The 17,537-nt window shown below is 44.4% G+C and carries 16 protein-coding genes; all 16 read right to left on the bottom strand.

The genetic code is table 11. The features are described from left to right. Window positions 1-4 precede the first annotated feature (4 nt). Complete coding sequence (locus MHB84_RS13235) at window positions 5-925, bottom strand: DUF2232 domain-containing protein (protein ID WP_256716698.1); 921 nt, start codon at window positions 923-925, stop codon at window positions 5-7. Then, entirely contained in the window at window positions 922-1,224 is a 303-nt protein-coding gene (locus MHB84_RS13230) for a MazG-like family protein (protein WP_076287192.1), read from the bottom strand. Before MHB84_RS13230 ends, MHB84_RS13235 begins: the two co-directional genes overlap by 4 nt. Before the next feature lie 264 nt (window positions 1,225-1,488). Further along, window positions 1,489-1,914: a CBS domain-containing protein gene (locus MHB84_RS13225; RefSeq protein WP_063567369.1), complete on the bottom strand. Its 426-nt coding sequence runs from the start codon at window positions 1,912-1,914 to the stop codon at window positions 1,489-1,491. Window positions 1,915-2,099: 185 nt separating this feature from the next. Beyond that, entirely contained in the window at window positions 2,100-3,134 is a 1,035-nt protein-coding gene (locus MHB84_RS13220) for an LCP family protein (RefSeq protein WP_053781967.1), read from the bottom strand. Between the two features lie 320 nt (window positions 3,135-3,454). After that, entirely contained in the window at window positions 3,455-5,047 is a 1,593-nt protein-coding gene (locus tag MHB84_RS13215) for an MFS transporter (RefSeq protein ID WP_076287191.1), read from the bottom strand. A gap of 232 nt (window positions 5,048-5,279) precedes the next feature. Further along, window positions 5,280-7,700 (bottom strand): S9 family peptidase, encoded by a 2,421-nt coding sequence (locus MHB84_RS13210; protein WP_256716722.1) that lies wholly within the window; start codon window positions 7,698-7,700, stop codon window positions 5,280-5,282. Between the two features lie 121 nt (window positions 7,701-7,821). Next, complete coding sequence (locus MHB84_RS13205; protein ID WP_076287189.1) at window positions 7,822-8,712, bottom strand: D-alanyl-D-alanine carboxypeptidase family protein; 891 nt, start codon at window positions 8,710-8,712, stop codon at window positions 7,822-7,824. A gap of 251 nt (window positions 8,713-8,963) precedes the next feature. Then, window positions 8,964-10,790, bottom strand: a complete 1,827-nt coding sequence (locus MHB84_RS13200) for an oligopeptide ABC transporter substrate-binding protein (protein ID WP_076287188.1) — start codon at window positions 10,788-10,790, stop codon at window positions 8,964-8,966. A 19-nt stretch (window positions 10,791-10,809) separates the two neighbouring features. Then, complete coding sequence (locus MHB84_RS13195; protein WP_076287187.1) at window positions 10,810-11,715, bottom strand: ABC transporter permease; 906 nt, start codon at window positions 11,713-11,715, stop codon at window positions 10,810-10,812. Between the two features lie 29 nt (window positions 11,716-11,744). After that, complete coding sequence (gene opp4B, locus MHB84_RS13190; RefSeq protein ID WP_076287186.1) at window positions 11,745-12,707, bottom strand: oligopeptide ABC transporter permease; 963 nt, start codon at window positions 12,705-12,707, stop codon at window positions 11,745-11,747. A gap of 7 nt (window positions 12,708-12,714) precedes the next feature. Then, window positions 12,715-13,647, bottom strand: a complete 933-nt coding sequence (locus MHB84_RS13185; protein ID WP_076287185.1) for an ABC transporter ATP-binding protein — start codon at window positions 13,645-13,647, stop codon at window positions 12,715-12,717. Between the two features lie 4 nt (window positions 13,648-13,651). Then, complete coding sequence (locus MHB84_RS13180; protein WP_218642248.1) at window positions 13,652-14,692, bottom strand: ABC transporter ATP-binding protein; 1,041 nt, start codon at window positions 14,690-14,692, stop codon at window positions 13,652-13,654. Window positions 14,693-15,382: 690 nt separating this feature from the next. After that, entirely contained in the window at window positions 15,383-15,976 is a 594-nt protein-coding gene (locus tag MHB84_RS13175; RefSeq protein WP_076287184.1) for a M15 family metallopeptidase, read from the bottom strand. A 216-nt stretch (window positions 15,977-16,192) separates the two neighbouring features. Further along, entirely contained in the window at window positions 16,193-16,465 is a 273-nt protein-coding gene (gene rpsR / locus MHB84_RS13170; RefSeq protein ID WP_062327715.1) for a 30S ribosomal protein S18, read from the bottom strand. 55 nt (window positions 16,466-16,520) lie between these two features. Then, window positions 16,521-17,006 (bottom strand): single-stranded DNA-binding protein, encoded by a 486-nt coding sequence (gene ssb, locus MHB84_RS13165; protein ID WP_024629535.1) that lies wholly within the window; start codon window positions 17,004-17,006, stop codon window positions 16,521-16,523. Between the two features lie 48 nt (window positions 17,007-17,054). Beyond that, window positions 17,055-17,348, bottom strand: a complete 294-nt coding sequence (gene rpsF / locus MHB84_RS13160) for a 30S ribosomal protein S6 (protein WP_024629534.1) — start codon at window positions 17,346-17,348, stop codon at window positions 17,055-17,057. Window positions 17,349-17,537: the final 189 nt, after the last annotated feature.

Below are 17,537 nucleotides of genomic sequence, written 5' to 3'. Positions count from 1 at the left end.
CACCCTATCGTTTTGGTTTCGATATTGCCTCGCGAAGCGGGAACGCCAGATCGATAATCCCGATAATCCGCAACGGACCAATGAAGAAGACTGCCGCCGCCAGCAAATACGGTACAACCGGATTCCATTTCTTTGCATGTGAGAGAAAGAAGAAGAATCCGATAGCTTGAATCATGAAGCCCAAATTGATTAGAGGCGACAAGTTCATGGCAATCATGGTCCAGTACGATCCGTCACTCTGTCTGGATATCACTTCGAACAACAATGCCAGGAAGTAATACCAGATCAGGGCACGCGGCATACGCCATTCACGCGCAGGTGGAAATTTCGGTACAACCACACCCATAACGTTCAGAATCGGACGTGCAATGAGATGTGTGATTAGAGCCATGACCAGAGACGTGACCACCAAGGCGAATGGAATCATCAGCTGCGTCTGTCTTGCAACATCCTGTGTCATTTCAGGTGTCCATACAAACCCATTTACCATCTGACTGGATGAATTCGTCAGCGGTTCAATTGTCAATCTGACCACATCATCAATATAACTCGACAAATCAAACTGGAAGATTACACTTCCAATCAACAGGACCAACAGATATTCGGCCAGCATGGCTCCACTTCCTACCATTAGGGCGAACAGGGCTGACTTCTTTTTCTTGTACGCATTGCCCATAACAATGGCGGGCAGGGTGAACAAAAGCAGTAATAACAAATAAATCGGACTAAATATGACCAAAATAATCGCCACTGGGACGAGATGCCATATGAATGATTTTACTGGTAATGAAGCAAACAAAATAACTCCAGGTATCATCATGAAAAATATGGCCAGAACCGATAAAGGAGTTAACAGCGAAAGTAGCAAGAGCAGATAAACTACGCTCCAGACAGCTGATTTAAAGCTAAATTTCAACAAATTCACCTCTTACGCATGTGATCTTCTAACGCGGAAATATCCTGGTACCAATCTTCCAACTGGTGACCTTCCTGTTTATGCTTTTTCAATTTCTCAATAAGCAGTGCATCCAGATCCTTGAAAGGAATACCGAGCCTGCGGCCCAATATGTAACTACTCATCATCAAACTGGCGAGACTGTCCCCGATTCGGGTTGTACTGCCTTCCCATAACGCTTTGAATAATCGGGATACCTGATCAAGCACTTCGGTTTTAAGCCATTCAATCACTTTAGCGCGTTTGGCTACATCCAGTTCTTTAGGCATATTGGCGAAAGTCACTCTCCCCCGAAAAAGCTTTATTCTCCATTATAGCATAAAAAGGAGGGCCGCAAAATTACCCCAAAAAGCGGAGAAGTCCTCCGAAACTTATCTCAGGTACTTTGCGGGGACCCCGTAGAACGAATTCGTATTTTATCTTGTCGAAAATTCATTTAAGTTCGCTCTTGGTCAGCTCTTCTTAAGTTTAACATGATACCGGACGGCTGTGATTATCCACGCTGCTGCAACAATATCGAAATTTGTTTCGACTTACTTCACTTTCATGGATTCCTTGGCTACAATACCCTCGCAATACTCAATAATTTGACTCCGTCTTACGATCCCAATGAAGCGCTCCATATCATCAACAACCGGCACAAAGTTCTGCACTTTGGCCAAATTAATCAAATCCTCCATGTTGGCTTCAATGGATACCGGTTTGATATCCAGCCGAAGTGGAACGTCCTTGAGCAGAAATTTTGAAGCGTTTTCAAATGTGATCTTTCCCTCGGCGTTCTTCATATACCACAACAGGTCACCTTCGGTAACTGTACCGATATACTTGCCTTCCTTATTCAAAATGGGCACCGCCGTGAACCGATGATATTCCATCCGTTCCAACGTTTGCCGCAGAGTAGAATCCGACGTCACGCACGTAACTTCTTGTTTGGGTAGCAAAAAAAATGCGATGTTCATACCCTTAAGTATCCTCCTTGTGAAATTTCATCAGTCAGCTTATTACATTCAACTTACATAGTACGCATTAGAACGCAAGATGTTCCAAAAGGACATAATTCCATCTACAAAGTAAAAAAAACAGCAGCCCGCCAATAAACGCACTGCTGATCGTTGTCAAAAACATAACGGCTGTATGGAATTGGTTACTCGATCTTCTGCCGGTCAGGAATCATCACTTCACCGGCTGGGGTCGACTCATCCATCCAGTTGTTAATCAGCTCTTTGGCATATTGGACGTCTTTCTCATCTGCTTTGCCATAATAAATTCCGTCTTTCCGCATCCCTTCGCCCAAAATAGTGAAGCTTGAGATTTGCGGTTTTTCCTGAGTCAGTACCTGTTTAGCCAGATCAATAATGAAGGAAGGCTGCATATCCGTCTGAAAGCTGTCTCCCATAATCTGAATCAATTCCGGGATTTTGCTAATGGCGTTCAGATTAAGCATCTCATTCGCCATGGCATTCAGGAAAATCTGCTGCCGCTTGGTGCGATTAAAATCGCTATCCTCACGGTATCTTACATAGTAAAGAGCTTCCTGCCCGTCATAGATCGGCTTACCGCCTTCAATTGTGAACTGCACATGTTCCGGGTTCTTGTTCACAATGTCCTCATCAATCGGCAGCTTCACGCCACCAAGCGCATCAACGACTTTTTTGATCCCGTCAAAGTTAATCGTTGCATAGTAACCTACATCCGCATCGAGAAACTTCTCCACCGTATTGATAGACATATTCTCCCCACCGAAGGCGTAGGCATGCGCGAGCTTGTCATAATCATCCTCGCCATCCTTGTTGGCATCACGTCCAACAATCTGCACATAGGTGTCACGTGGAATGGACACCAGGAGTACTCGAGATTCTTTCGGACGAACAACGGCATAGATAACCGTGTCTGAGCGCCCACGTGTTTTCTCATAGGCACGTTTGTCTGAGCCTAGCAGCAACACCGAGAACGGTTCTTTGCGATATACTGTTGGGTCGGGCGTATTGTTGCCCTCCTGCGGCACGTAGGAACGGGACAATTGATCTTCAACTGAACCAGCGAGAAACAGATCGAAGGCCGCTACAGCAAGCTGCTGACGAAACAAATAGCCCCCGATTAACAAAACTACGAGCGATACGAGCGTTATATATAGACCTTTTCTTCTTTTCTTCTTCTTATCTTTAGTTCTGCTTGTCATCCATCGATTCCTTCTTCACTGTCAAAATGAAATTCGATACTACTGCTATATAAGTTGAATTTAACTTATCCTGACCCCGCAACGGTACAGTGTTAATGATCCGTTCAACTTATATACTTACCATTAAACGTACGCAATGGCTGGTGACACGGTGTTCTCTGAAGTTTTCTCTATCTGAAAAGAAAACGCCGCTCACGCTCGTTCTATTGTAATCATTGCTGGATGATGAAAAGTTACAATACGGTTAAATTGAAAAGAACAGCGCCCTTTTTTTACTGGCAAAAGGTGCACTGTTCTCTTGATGTGGAATGGCCATCCATTCAGTTTGTTGAGGCTGTCTCCACCCGATTCCTCTTCTCTTTATGACGCAGACGTCCTGTAATAACCGCAGCGACCAGCGTGAGTACACTGAAAATAACAGCAGACCAGAACAGCCCATTATAACCCTCGCCGGTCGTCTGATGTAGAGCCTGCAGCAGCACATCTCGAATGCCCGAATCAGGAATTTGGGACAGTCCTTCTGTTAAGCTGGAAATATCGCTCCCTGAGGCCGAACCGCCGCCAGACGCATATTGTTGGAGCGCTTCGGGCGGCACCTGAATGCCCTGATCTGCAAGACCCTGCTGAATATTGGATCCCAGGTTGGAGAAGGAACGAGCAAGGAAACCGGCAAAAATGGTAGGGGCGATCGCCATTGCCATCTGACGGAATAAGGAACTGGTCGCTACCGCAATGCCCTTGTTGTTCTCACCCGCTTGCTCAGTAACGAGTACGTTCACTGGAGCTCCCAGCATCATACCGAAGCCAATCCCCACAAGTACACTCGCAATCACGAATTGCCAGATATGCTCTACCCACAGCGGGAAGAGCAGGAAGCCGATTGCCGACAGCAATCCGGCTACAGATAACGTCCAGATTGGTCCTTTGCGGTCAACCAGATAACCACCACCACCCGCACCAATGCCTGAAGCCAGAGCAAGCGGTGTAAACCAGTAGCCGGATGCTGTGTTGGATACCCCGAGGTATTGCTCAACAAAGCCTGGAATAAAGATCACAGATGCCAGAATGGCTCCTGAGAAAAAGGCAATCAGTAGCGTCCAACGAAAGGACGCAATGCCCAGAAGCTGTGTAGATACAACAGGTTCACGTTGTGATCCTTCCAGCCTTTTTTCAAGAAAGTAGAAGAGCACCAGAATGACCACACCTGCCAGGAAGAAACCATAGAACGTGGGTGAGCCAAGACTTTGCAGCATATTTACGCCATCCAGGTTGCTGAAGCTGTACATCAAACTAAGCACACCCAGCGTCAGGACTGCGATACCACTCCAGTCCACCGCCTTACGGCTCAGCTCCTGTTCTTCATGAATATAACGGATGCCTGCAATAAACAGCAAAATGGCGATCGGTACATTGATTAAGAACAGCCAATGCCAATTCCCCGTAATGTCGAGAATAAAAGCACCGATATTCGGTCCAAGAATCGCCGCAACCCCGTTCATCCCTCCCAGAAGACCCAAGGCTGTGCCCTGACGCTCCTCTGGGAACTTGCTTAATACGTAAGAGCTCGCAATGATAAAAATCCCGCCACCACCCAGCGCCTGGATGACACGAGCAATCAGGAAGAAGGTAAACGATGTGCTTAGTGCAACGAGTAAAGACCCGATTCCGAACAAAGCCACTTCAATCAGAAACAGCTTCTTGCGTCCATAACGGTCGGAGAGCTTACCTGCAATCGGCACACTCACCGCAAGTCCGAGCGTATAGAGCGTAATTGTCCACGCTCCCCACGTCGGCGACACGCCAAACGACGCATTTAAAGTCGTCAGGGACGACGTAATAATTCCGTTATCCAGCGCAGCCATAAACACCCCGATAGCAAATAGGATAAGCGGCCATTTCATTTGTTTTTGCATCCCATGTTTCCTCCCCAATCAGATTGCAATCCAGTAGCGTAAGGCTGTAATGATACATATATATTAAACCAAATCGAACATTAATGACTCACTGGTCATTTTAAAACAGAATGGTTTCATATGTCAATTTGTTAATATGCTTGTATACCTCATTCAATTCCCTGCTCCAAAATAAAACCGTCCCTCAGGTTGAATGGAACCCGTGGGACGGCCTTCTTGTTGAACTAAGCTACTATTGCTGCATTAGGTGGCGATTCAGGAATTTTTCAATGGCACGATATAAATCCAGTTGATTTTCAACATTGCCGAAGCCATGTCCTTCATTGGCTTTTAACATATAAGGCACATCTACTCCACGCTTGCGCAGAGCCTCCACGATCTGATCAGACTCGGCCTGTTTGACACGCGGATCATTTGCACCCTGAACCACGAACAATGGGGCTTTCATCTGATCGATATGGAACAGTGGTGAGACAGCTGTCAGCAGTTCCTTGTCTTTCTCCGGATCACCCATACGTTCATAGAACATGTTGCGCTCCGACTCCCAGTAAGGTGGGAGTGAATCCAGCAGCGTGAACAGATTAGATGGCCCGACATAGCTAATTCCTGCGGCATACACTTCTGGTGTGAATGCCAGTCCTGCCAGAGCAGCATATCCGCCATAAGATCCACCGTAGATGGCTACACGCTTCGCATCAACCGTTCCCTCTTCAACCAGCCAATTTACACCATCTGTGAGATCGTCCTGCATCGCTTTACCCCACTCTTTGTTGCCGGCATCCAGGAATTCTTTCCCGTATCCAGTAGAGCCACGAAAATTAACCTGTAGTACGGCATAGCCACGGCTTGCGAGAAATTGAATTTCCGGATTGAACCCCCACGAATCCCGCGCCCAAGGTCCACCATGAGGAACAACAACCAGTGGCAATTGGGAAGTCTCGTCTCCTTGTGGAAGCGTCAGATAACCATGAAGCGTTAAGCCATCACGTGACTTGTACGTAATGGGTTTTACATCCGACATTTTACTCTCATCGATCCAAGGTGCCGCGTCAGCTAACTTATCCAGCTTACCTGTCTTGGAATCGTAGAAGTAATAGGTGCCCATAGATTTATCGCTATACGCAATGAACAGAACCTGACCTTCTTCACTTATGTTTGAAATGCTTACTTCTTTACCCGGAACTTTTGCCTGAATATCCTGCATCAATTTTTTGAAATCATTATCGAAGTATTCATAGTTAACCTTGTCAGTCTCATAGACAGCTGCAAGGATTGTGCCTTTTTCTTTAGAAGGAACGAAACTGGATACATCCACATCCTTATTTTCATAGATGGTTTTCGTTACTTTTTTGCTGCTTGGGCTATATTCGACAATCGCAGTTTTATCCCGCTCCAGATTGGATACTGCATAGATGTTTTTGTTATCATACGTGAACATCACCGGCGCAAATGTTTCTCCCAGCTTGGTGGTCATCAAATTCTCAAATGGTTTATCTTCCGATTCACGATACATCAACGAAGAGACATTACCATCACTGGATATGGCCACACGGATTTTACCCTCATGGTCCGTAAGCCAGCCCGTAATATTGCCCGGGTTCTCTGCAGCAAGCACAGCCTCACCTGTCTTGATGTTAATCCGGTACACGTCAAAGATTCGCGGATCACGTTTGTTCATACCTACTAGAATTTCATCTGGAATATTCTCCAGAGAGTCTACCAGGATCGCTCTTGTATTCTGATATGGTGTCAGATCCTTGCTGTTCTTCCCATCGATATCCGTTACATAAATATGATAGTTCTCGTCCCCTGCTTCATCCTTTACATATAACAGCTTGTCCTTTGTCGCCCATACAAATCCCGCTATACTGCGTTCAGTCTCACTTGTGATACGTACCGACTTGTCCTGACCATTTTCTTTTACCACAATATTCATTCGGTTGTTCCACGGCTCCATGTAAGCCAGATGTTTACCATCCGGAGACATTTGGAATCCTGCTTGAGCCGGCTGTTTGAAGAAGTCTTCCAGAGGTGTAAGACCTTCTGACTGTACATCAAGCCCAAGAGCGAGGTACAACGCATCAGCAAACTCACCATGGGTCACTGAATTTTTGGCATTAAACGCACTGCCTTCAATAATAAAATGCTGCTTCAGACGAATCGCATCCTCCGTATGTACCTTCGGAATCTGCGCCATATCACTGTATACAACCTGAATGCCATTATCCTTCAGTTCAAATGCCCGAGTAAACAACGATGCCATCTGTGCTCTTGTGAGAGGTGCATCTGGTGCATACCCTTTGGCTTGTCCTTGAATAAGACCACTTTGCTTCAGCGCGTAAATGGCAGGAGCAGCTTCATCCTTAGCCAATACATCTGCGAAACCTGTAAGAGACGCTGGAGCATCCAGTTTAAGTACACGCTGCAGAATGATTGCTGCCTGAGCACGAGTAATCGGCGTTTGTGATTCTCTCATTCCATCTGTTGTGCCATCTATGTATCCCAGTTGCTGTAGTGTCTGTGTTGCCTTCGAAGCAATGGATTCAGCGACTGTCGCCGTAGGCTTCACCGCTTCTGCTGCCTGGACCACTGGTTGAATTAGAGCGATTGACATCGCCATGCTAAGCGTGAGAGCATATACCTTTTTACTCATTGCGTTCAAGCTAGTCCCCCCTTTAAAGTGAATTACATCATAATTTGGAATTATACGTAAATCATTTTACCATGATCCACCATTGGTTAACAGCGTAGAGCCCCCACGTTCCATTACCCCCTTACTTTGAACCGGAAAATCCATAATTGAATAGCTTTCGTGTCTCGATGAAACGTCCCTCACGACTATCCGAACCCAGTACAACGGAGATCAGCCGCTTGCCATTGCGCTCAGCCGTTCCAACGAAATGATAGCCGGAATCCTCATCATATCCGGTCTTCAATCCATCGTTGCCATCGTAAGCATAGGGTCCGCCAATGGAGGACAGCATCCAGTTGGTGTTGCTCATGTACATTCCTTTTTGGTGCATTGATACCTGCATTTGGCTGGAAACTCTCAATATTTCGGGGTAGTTATTTAGCAGATAACGAGCAAGCTTGCACGCATCTATAGCAGTCATTACAGTCTGGCCTTGTATTTCCTTGGGACGATTCGGACCGAGTCGTTTTTCGCTTAAACCTGTTGCATTGGTAAACACCGTCTTGTCAGACAGTCCGATCTCGGTAGCCTTCTGATTCATCTTTTGTGCAAAAGTCTGCTCTGTCCCACTAATATGTTCAGCCAGAGCAATAGCAGCGTCATTCGCGGAATAGACGGCTACAATCTGGAATAGCTCCTGCACAGTAAATTGCTCGCCTTGTTTCAAACCCAGATGGGTGCCACCTACTGAACTTGCATACAGGCTGATATTCACTGGGTCGTCCCAACGCAATTGTCCGTTGATCACGGCTTCCATTATCAGCAGTTCTGTCATCAATTTGCTGATTCCTGCAGGTGCAATCTCTTCAGAACCGTTAAAGTTGATTAGTATCTGCTCAGAGTTCATATCCATTAATACAGCCGATTCAGCCTTAATCCCCGGTTTGCCCACCAGCATGTCCGGTTTTACACCCAAATATATAATGACCAGTAGAGCCAGCAGCATTCCTGCCCGTATCCACCATCTTTTCATCGGAAAATCACCTCTTACAGATATAGACGAAGTGAAGAGGCATTTTGTCTGCACTTTTTTGAAAAAAAGTTAAATTTTTTTTATTTTTTTGTCACCAAAAAAACATGGACCCCATACCCCCATGCCAGAGTGTACGGAATCCATGTTTTTCAAAACTTTTTGTATTCATACCTAGAAGATTCTTTTCAATTAGATCTAGCAACCGAATTCTTAAAAGGACCCCAATCCTTATTGTTGCTAATGCTTTTTTATTACTCTGCTACAACCGCTTTATCTGCATTAACTTGAATGTCATTCAGATATAAACCTGTTCCGTCACCAATCGCGTAGTTCATTACACGTTTGTTCACTGGTGCTACAACAGCACGGTACAATGTCGGGAATACAGGAACTTCATCAACCATGTACTGTTGCCATTGGTTGTAGATCTCTTTACGTTTGTCTACGTCAAATGCTTCAGCAGATACACCTTGTGCCAGCAACTTGTCATTTTCTTCGCTGGAGAATCTCGAGAAGTTATACAGTGCATCACGGCCATACAGACCTGCTGGATCTACGTCAATACCAACGCCCCAAGCAGCTTGATACACGTCCACATTTGGATCATCTTTACCTGTGTTACCTACACGATCATAGAAGTTGTTAAACTCGATCATTTCCAGGTTTACTTTCAGACCAATTGCAGCCCAGGATTGAACGTAGTAACGGGCGAGCGGCTCTGCAGTGTCGCCACCTGTCATGGAAATAAAGTTGATTTCCAGTGGGGAACCGTCCGGATTTGTACGGAATTCACCATCCAGTTTGTAGCCTGCTTCGTCCAGCAATTTCTTCGCTGCTTCAGGGTCATAGGCTACACCTGGATTGTTGGAATCATGGAACTCTGGGTGGGACGGCGGGATCAGCGTTGTTGCATTCCAGCGCAAACCGTTGTAGAAACGTTTACCTACTTGATCGTTATCCACTGCCATCCACATGGCTTTACGCAGGTTTTTGTCAGCCATTTTTGCATCTGGGTTTGTAACAACTTTGCCGTTGTCAGCATCCCATGTGCCCAGTTTGAAGCCGATGTAGGTGTAAGCACGATCAATTGCACCCAGGAATTCAACGTTGGACATATTGGCATTGTCTTTATATTGATCTGTCGGGAATGAATCCACGAGGTCTACCCCGCCAGATTTCAATTCTTGAACAACCGTTGTTGGGTTGATTACTTTCAAAGTCACTTTGTCCAGTTTTGGAGCACCACGCCAGTAGTCATCGTTTTTAACGAAAGTCACAGACTCACCTGGAGTGATCGTTTCCACTTTAAATGCACCAAAACCGATTGGTTTTTCACGCACTTCTTTGGAAGAAGACATTTTCGCTACATCCATACCACCAAAGATATGTTTAGCCAGCGGATATGTCCATACGCCACCTGTCAGCAGGGAAGGTGTAGATTCTTTGTACGTAATGCTGATTTGTTTTTCGCTAAGAACTTTGATCCCAGAGATCGTTTTTGCTTTTCCAGCGTGATATTCATCCATACCTACTACACTTGTAAAGTTGGAATCGTAACGTGGACCATCATAAGCTTTGTTACCGATAACTTCATAAGCAAACTGCAAATCTTCAGCCGTTACCGGCTTGCCGTCATGCCAGTTTACATTATCACGAATGGTCAGTGTGAACGTTTTTCCATCTTCCGATGTTTCATACGTTGCTGCACCATCGTTGGTATATACATAGTCTTTATCCCAAGTCAGCAAACCTTCATCAAACCATTGCAGAACCATTGCATCTGGATTACCGGAGTAGAAGTTAAAATTCAATGTTCCTTCAAACGCAGTATCGGATACAAGTCCGTATGTTATGGATCCACCCTCAATTGCAGTGCCTTCATTCGTTTTAACGTTGTTGAAATCTTCAATCGAGTAAACGCCTTCTTCTTTAGCAGGTTTTTCCTCCGTCTTTGTTTCCCCTGTGTTCGTAGAAGGCGTTGGTGTTGCCGCCTCTTTCTCCGAGCACGCCGCAAGCGCAAGTACGAAGACCAACATCATCGTGAAAAATAGTCCCCGTGAAAATAATCCCTTTTTCATGAACCTTTCCTCCCTTTTTTTAACCTCTTCTTTGTCTTGCATCAGTCGCACGCTTCAGGGCTTGTCCGACATTATTTATACTCAACATCAATACCAGAATAAGTACCGATGCGGGTAGCCATATCCACCATCTGGATTCCAGTGTTTGCGGATTACGAGCATAGCTTACGAGTGTTCCAAGACTGGGTGTGCTTTCGGGAAAACCAAATCCCAGGAAAGACAGCCCTGATTCGAGGCCAATGTTGGCAGCGAGGTTTAACGTCATCGTAACGATGATAATGGAGCTAAGATTAGGAAGAACCTGTGAGACCATGATCTTCAGATGGGAAGAACCTAATGTTTTTGAAGCTTTGACATATTCCAGTTCACCCTCTTGTAACGCTTTGGAGCGAATCAGCCTCGCAATCCCCATCCATAAGAAGGCAGTCATAATCAGAGAAAATGAAATAATATTATACTTTGGCACGGCTGTTACAAACGCAATAACCATCATCAGGACCGGAAGAATCATAAAAAAGTCCACAATACGCATGAACAGATTATCAATCATTCCACCGAAGTAACCGGATAGAACACCAACAAAGATACCAATGATACCCGTCATAAAGGTAACCAGAATTCCAATGCTTAACGAGTTGCGTGTTCCGATAACAAGTTGGCCAAATACATCTCGACCACCATAATCCGTACCAAGCCAGTATTGCGCGGAAGGTGGTTCGTACAAGGCGAACAAATCTACCTTAACGATTTCGTCCTGATCCAGGATCATGGAAGCTCCATATACAAGGAAGATGACGAGCCCCAAAAATATGAGTGAAACTAGGGCTACCTTATCTCTAACCAGCTCTCGCCACAATATATTCAAGCTAGAGGGGCTTTTATCAACCTTCTGTGAAGTTACTACAACATCATTGGTATTGCTCATCTTGTTTTCACCCCGAAATCTTCAAGTTCTTACTTAATGCGAATACGCGGATCGACTAATCCTAGAACAATATCAGAGAGCAATGATCCCAACACGGTAGCTATCCCGTATAACAGAACGAGTGCAGTGACCACACTGAAATCTCTCAATGAGATCGAGTTCAGGAACAACTGCCCCATACCCGGATAACTGAATATGCTTTCAATGAAGATGGTACCACCGATAAGTCCAGCAATTTCATAACCAAAAAATGAAGCGACTGGCAATAAGGAGTTTCGTAGAATGTGTCTGTTGTAAACCCGGGATTCCGAAGCACCCTTTGCTCTCGCGGTAAGGACAAATTCTTTATGCTTTGTATCAATAATTTCGCTTCTTAAATACTGCACCGTCGAAACGGTAGAAATCAAAGCCATTGACATTGCTGGAAGTAGCAAGTGGTGGATCTTACTTACAACGTAATCAAATGTTCCTGGTGTTAGTCCAGGTGCTACACTTCCCCCAGTTGGGAACCAGCCAAAATTGAATCCAAAAATCCATACCATCACCAATGCGAAAATAAACAATGGAGCTGCAAAGCCCAAGTAGGTGTAACCTGTGATTAATCGATCGGACCAAGTATCGTTGTAACGTCCGCTGATAATGCCAAGTGGAATGGCGATCAGATAAGTGAACACCAGCGTCGCCAGTGCAAGCCAGAACGTATTGCCAACCCGCTGACCAATCAGATCTGATACTGGCATTTTGAATCGGAATGATTGTCCGAAATCGCCTTGTGCAGCATTTTTGATCCAATCCCAATACTGCACATACCATGGATTGTTTAATCCCAGTCGTTCCCGCTGTTCCTCCAGCGCTTTTGGATCAATACTCGGATCGAGCAATCCGGTAAGTGCATCCCCCGGCATCGCTTTGGCCATCAGAAAGACCAGAAGACTGAGCAAAAAAACCTGAGGGATCATAATGATAATTCTGCGTACTATCGTTTTCCACATATGGCCTTCAACCTTTCTGAGGTAGAGCTACTCGGTGAGTATCGGAAATGGATTGGAGCGAGTATGCCAGCCCTTCCTCATCAAAGAAGTTTCGGTATGAATTTTCATACTCGGATTTGATCTGTTGACGGAAGGCTACCATTTCTTCACGTTTGGTTGGATCCATATCCGGAATGGCTGCTATTAAACGCTTAGTATAGATATGTTGTGGGTTCTCAAATATATCATCCGTTGTGCCCTGCTCCACATATCGACCTTTATACATAATTCCGATTTGATCACACATATGGCGAATAATGCCGAGATCGTGACTGATGAACAAGTAGGTCAGATTCAACTCTTTTTGAATTTCCTGCATGAAGTTAAGCACCTGTGCTTGTACAGATACATCGAGTGCAGATACTGGCTCATCTGCGATGATCAGCTTTGGCTTTAATGCAATCGCACGAGCGATCCCAATCCGTTGCCGCTGACCCCCGGAGAATTCATGCGGATACTTATAGATCGCTTCGGGACTCAATCCGACCTTCTCCAGAAGATCACGGACCTGACGTTTCTCTTCCGTAGCCGTCAGTCGTTCATAATTGCGGAGTGGCTCAGCAATGATGTCGATAACACGCTTCTTGGGATTTAACGAAGAGTACGGATCCTGAAAGATCATCTGCACATCACGCTGCAGTTGTCTATCTTTCCGCCTCTCTTTAGCCAGATCTCTTCCATTGAAAAGAATTTTCCCGGCTGTCACATGGTTTAAGCCAATAACGGCTCTACCCGTAGTCGTTTTGCCTGAGCCGGACTCACCTACAAGACCGTATGTTTGACCCTGCTCAATGGAGAAGCTCACATCATCAACGGCTTTGATGTTACCAATCTCACGCTTGATCAACCCTCCGCGAATCGGAAAGTGAATTTTTAGTCCTTCTACTTCGAGTAATGCCATTATGTTATTCCTCCTCAGCTTGATCAGGGAAATGAAAGTGCTGATAACAGGTACAGCGTACAAAATGACCTGGCGCAATTTCATGCATCTGTGGGTTTTCTTCATGAGCCGAATCACTTATCCATGGAATTCGAGCCTTGAATCGGCACCCTTGGCGAGGAAGATTTTTCAGTGATGGAACAATGCCTTGAATGACATGAAGCTTCGATTTTTCTTCAGAAATAGTAGGAATAGAGTTTAGTAGAGACCGTGTATATGGATGCTTGGCATCCGTCATAAGAGTATAAATATCTGCAATCTCCACAATTTCTCCTGCATACATAACTGCTACGCGATCAGCCATCTCGGCAACGACTCCCAGATCATGCGTGATCAGGATAATTCCTGCGTTAATCTCGTTCTTCAATTCGCGGATAAGCTCCAGAATTTGTAGTTGGATTGTAACGTCAAGTGCTGTCGTTGGTTCATCGGCAATCAGCAATTCAGGTTTATTGGCAATCGCAATCGCGATAACAACTCTCTGTCTCATACCACCCGATAGTTCGTGAGGATACTGCTTGTATAATTGTTCGGGACGCGGAATCCCTACTTGGTTGAGTAAATCAATTACTTTGTCTTTCTTTTCTTTCGAAGATAGCTTGGGTTGATGCAGTGTAAGAATCTCTTCGATCTGTTCACCGATCACCATCAGAGGATTTAATGCGGAAAGTGGGTCCTGAAAGATCATTCCCATCTCTTTACCGCGGAGTTTGTTTAATTTGTTTGGAGATATACCAGCAATATTCTGCCCTTTGTATAGAATCTCCCCTTCAATTTTGGCTTTGTTATGCAAACCCATTATGGAAAAAGCAAAAGCACTCTTGCCCGATCCTGATTCTCCCACAATAGCCAGTACTTCATTCTTTTTAACCGTAAGGTTAACGTGATCAACTGCTGCATAATAGTCATCTTCAATTCTGAATGATGTAGTTAGATTTCTGACTTCCAATAGCTCTGTATTCAAATCAATCACCCTAACCCCATAATTTCCGCAGACTGTATTCATGTGTAGAAGAATGCATCCACTGTATATTTCCATGTTCTTGAAGATAATGAACGAAAGTGTATACAAAATAACAAATCATTAGGAGAATCCATTTTTGACTACTGCTATTTAGACCGATGGTCAATTAATGCTGACAATTCCTAGCGGGATTATAATGCAAAATAATTAATGTAATCATACGTGTAAATTTAGATGACGTCAATGCTTAATTTGAGATTTATGGTATAAATGTTTTTTATAGCACAGTTTTGGGTATTAGTTATACTTTAAAGGGAATAAATCAAGGAATTTCAGAGCCAGGCGGATACTTTCAATGGTAAGGTTTGAATCTTAAATATACCGATTATCTAAATATATGACATTATCATTACACGAATTGTGTAGTTAAATGTTAGAAATGTAGATATAACAAATTATTATGTTAGGTATGAGGGAATTGTGGAGGTCTTATTTTATTTGGAAGTGAAATTGGTTTCTATCCAAATTCTGTACTTTTAGAGGTGTGATTTAGATATTACTAAAGGATTGAAGTTAAATTTCTAGTTATTATAGTATAGTTTCATTTAATCGCTTATGTAAAGAACAAATTGTCATCTTTTATCATTTATTTTACAAAAGAAAGAAAAAAGCCCTGCAAAATGCAAGGCTTTTCTAATATTTATACATATAGATGTATATATAATATCCTATTTAGTGTGTGTCCGGAGGTCTTTTCCCACGCTTCAAATCGTTGATACTTAATCCAAAGTCCATCTGCAAGTGAGGATAATCCGGGAAGTTAGCCCAATCTCCTCCCCATGTAAACCCTAGTTCTTTGGCAAGCTCCACAACTTCCAACCAATCTGGCTTTCCATTGCCGTTATCATCACGTTCCATATCCCACACTACATCTCCTTCAGGAGTCCGTAACGCAAAATCAATGGCCAAACCATAGTTGTGATAGGACTCTCCCCCTTTGGCGTTGGTAACGATATTTCCGGAAAGGGAGCGTCCTTGATTATAGAGGGCATCTTGTTCGTCTATGCTGCGGAAATCATGTGTAATCACGACTTCAATTCCTCGTCTAGCTGCCTTTCGAACCAACAACTTCTCACTTTCCGCGACTACCGGGTGGAGTCCTGTAATCGGCACGGCTTCTTGTACGTTGGTTCGTGGCCATATATCATAGGTATCTCCTTTTTGCTGTAACCACACATATATAATGGAAAGCAAAAACGTAGCTACGATCCAAAATCGCAGACTACTCTTGCGTCTCTGTTTTACTTTACGTTTGGATGTATTCATGCTCTCTCCTGATGGTGGAATCTATATTCGTTGAACTCAAGCTACCTGATATCAGCAATATAATAGACTCTATTATAAATCATTTACGCCTTAATTGCTTCTATCGTCGCAACTCTTACGAAATCCAATTACCAGGAGATAAACACCTTGATTATTTTCAGATGCAAAAAAGCAGCCGGCTATAAGCCGACTGCTTTGTATCCATGCTGAGTAAGACTACTCAGTTGTGTATGGCAGCAATGCGATTTGACGGGAGCGTTTGATGGCAATCGTCAGCATGCGTTGATATTTAGCGCTAGTACCTGTTACACGGCGTGGCAAAATTTTTCCGCGCTCGCTGATAAATTTACGAAGCAAGTCCGTATCTTTATAATCGATGTGAGTAATTTTGTTAGCTGTGAAGAAGCACACTTTACGACGTTTGTTACGGCCGCCACGGCGAGCCGGTCTTTTATCGTTGTCTCCGCCTTCTCTTTGCTTGAAGCTCATGCTTTTCAGTCCTTTCCTATCGTTTAGCCAATCACTCTAAGAGTGTCGGTTCACGTTAAAATGGCAAATCATCATCCGATATATCAATCGGTTTTCCGTCATCGGAAAAAGGATCCTGATTGTTGCTACGCGAATTATTGTTATTGTTCGCGCGCCCGCCGCCTCCGTAAGAAGGCTCTTCACGCATTGGTTGCCCACCGCCGCCACCGTTATTATCACGGTTAGCTGACTCCAAGAAACGGACGTTATCGGCAATGACTTCGGTCACGTATACACGTTTTCCTTCGTTATTCTCGTAATTCCGTACTTGAATGCGTCCTTCGACTGCAGCTAGGCGTCCTTTGCGCAAATAGTTTGCACAAGTCTCAGCAAGCTGTCTCCAGGTTACGACCGGAATGAAATCCGCTTCCCGTTCTCCCCCTTGGCTTGTAAACGGTCTGTCCACTGCCAAAGTAAATTGCGTAACTGCTACTCCAGCTGGAGTATAACGCAACTCAGGATCCCGGGTTAACCGGCCGATCAGAATGACACGGTTCAACAATGTAATCCCCTCCTTCAGAGCGTATTGGTGCGTTGATCACGAGTTGTCTTAAGCAGACTTAACGTCGTTTGTAATGAGATAACGAATTACTTCGTCAGAAATCTTCATGAGACGCTCAAGTTCAGTAACTACTGCTGGTTCAGCAGTGAAGTGTACCAAAACATAAACACCATCACGGAATTTCTTGATCTCATACGCAAGACGGCGTTTACCCATAACGTCGTGAGCTGTAACTTCACCACCGCCGTTGGAGATGATGCCTTGGAATTTATCGACTGTAGCTTGAACAACTTCTTGCTCAACATCAGGACGAATAATGTACATCACTTCATATTTGCGCATAATTTTCACCTCCTTATGGACTCTGGCCCTCAATCTAGGTTGAGAGCAAGGAACGAGCACAAACTCGAACTATATTAATATAACAAAAATGACGCCCCAATGCAAGCAAACGTTCCCTCTTCTCATTACACATGATCATAACTCCAATGGAGCACACTACAGAAGCAACATTGAAATCCATTTTGCCGA

The organism is Paenibacillus sp. FSL F4-0087 (assembly GCF_038020215.1).
Taxonomy (GTDB): Bacteria; Bacillota; Bacilli; order Paenibacillales; family Paenibacillaceae; genus Paenibacillus; species Paenibacillus taichungensis.
Note: the sequence above shows the minus strand (reverse complement) of the source record. Positions and strands in the feature narration are given on the sequence as shown.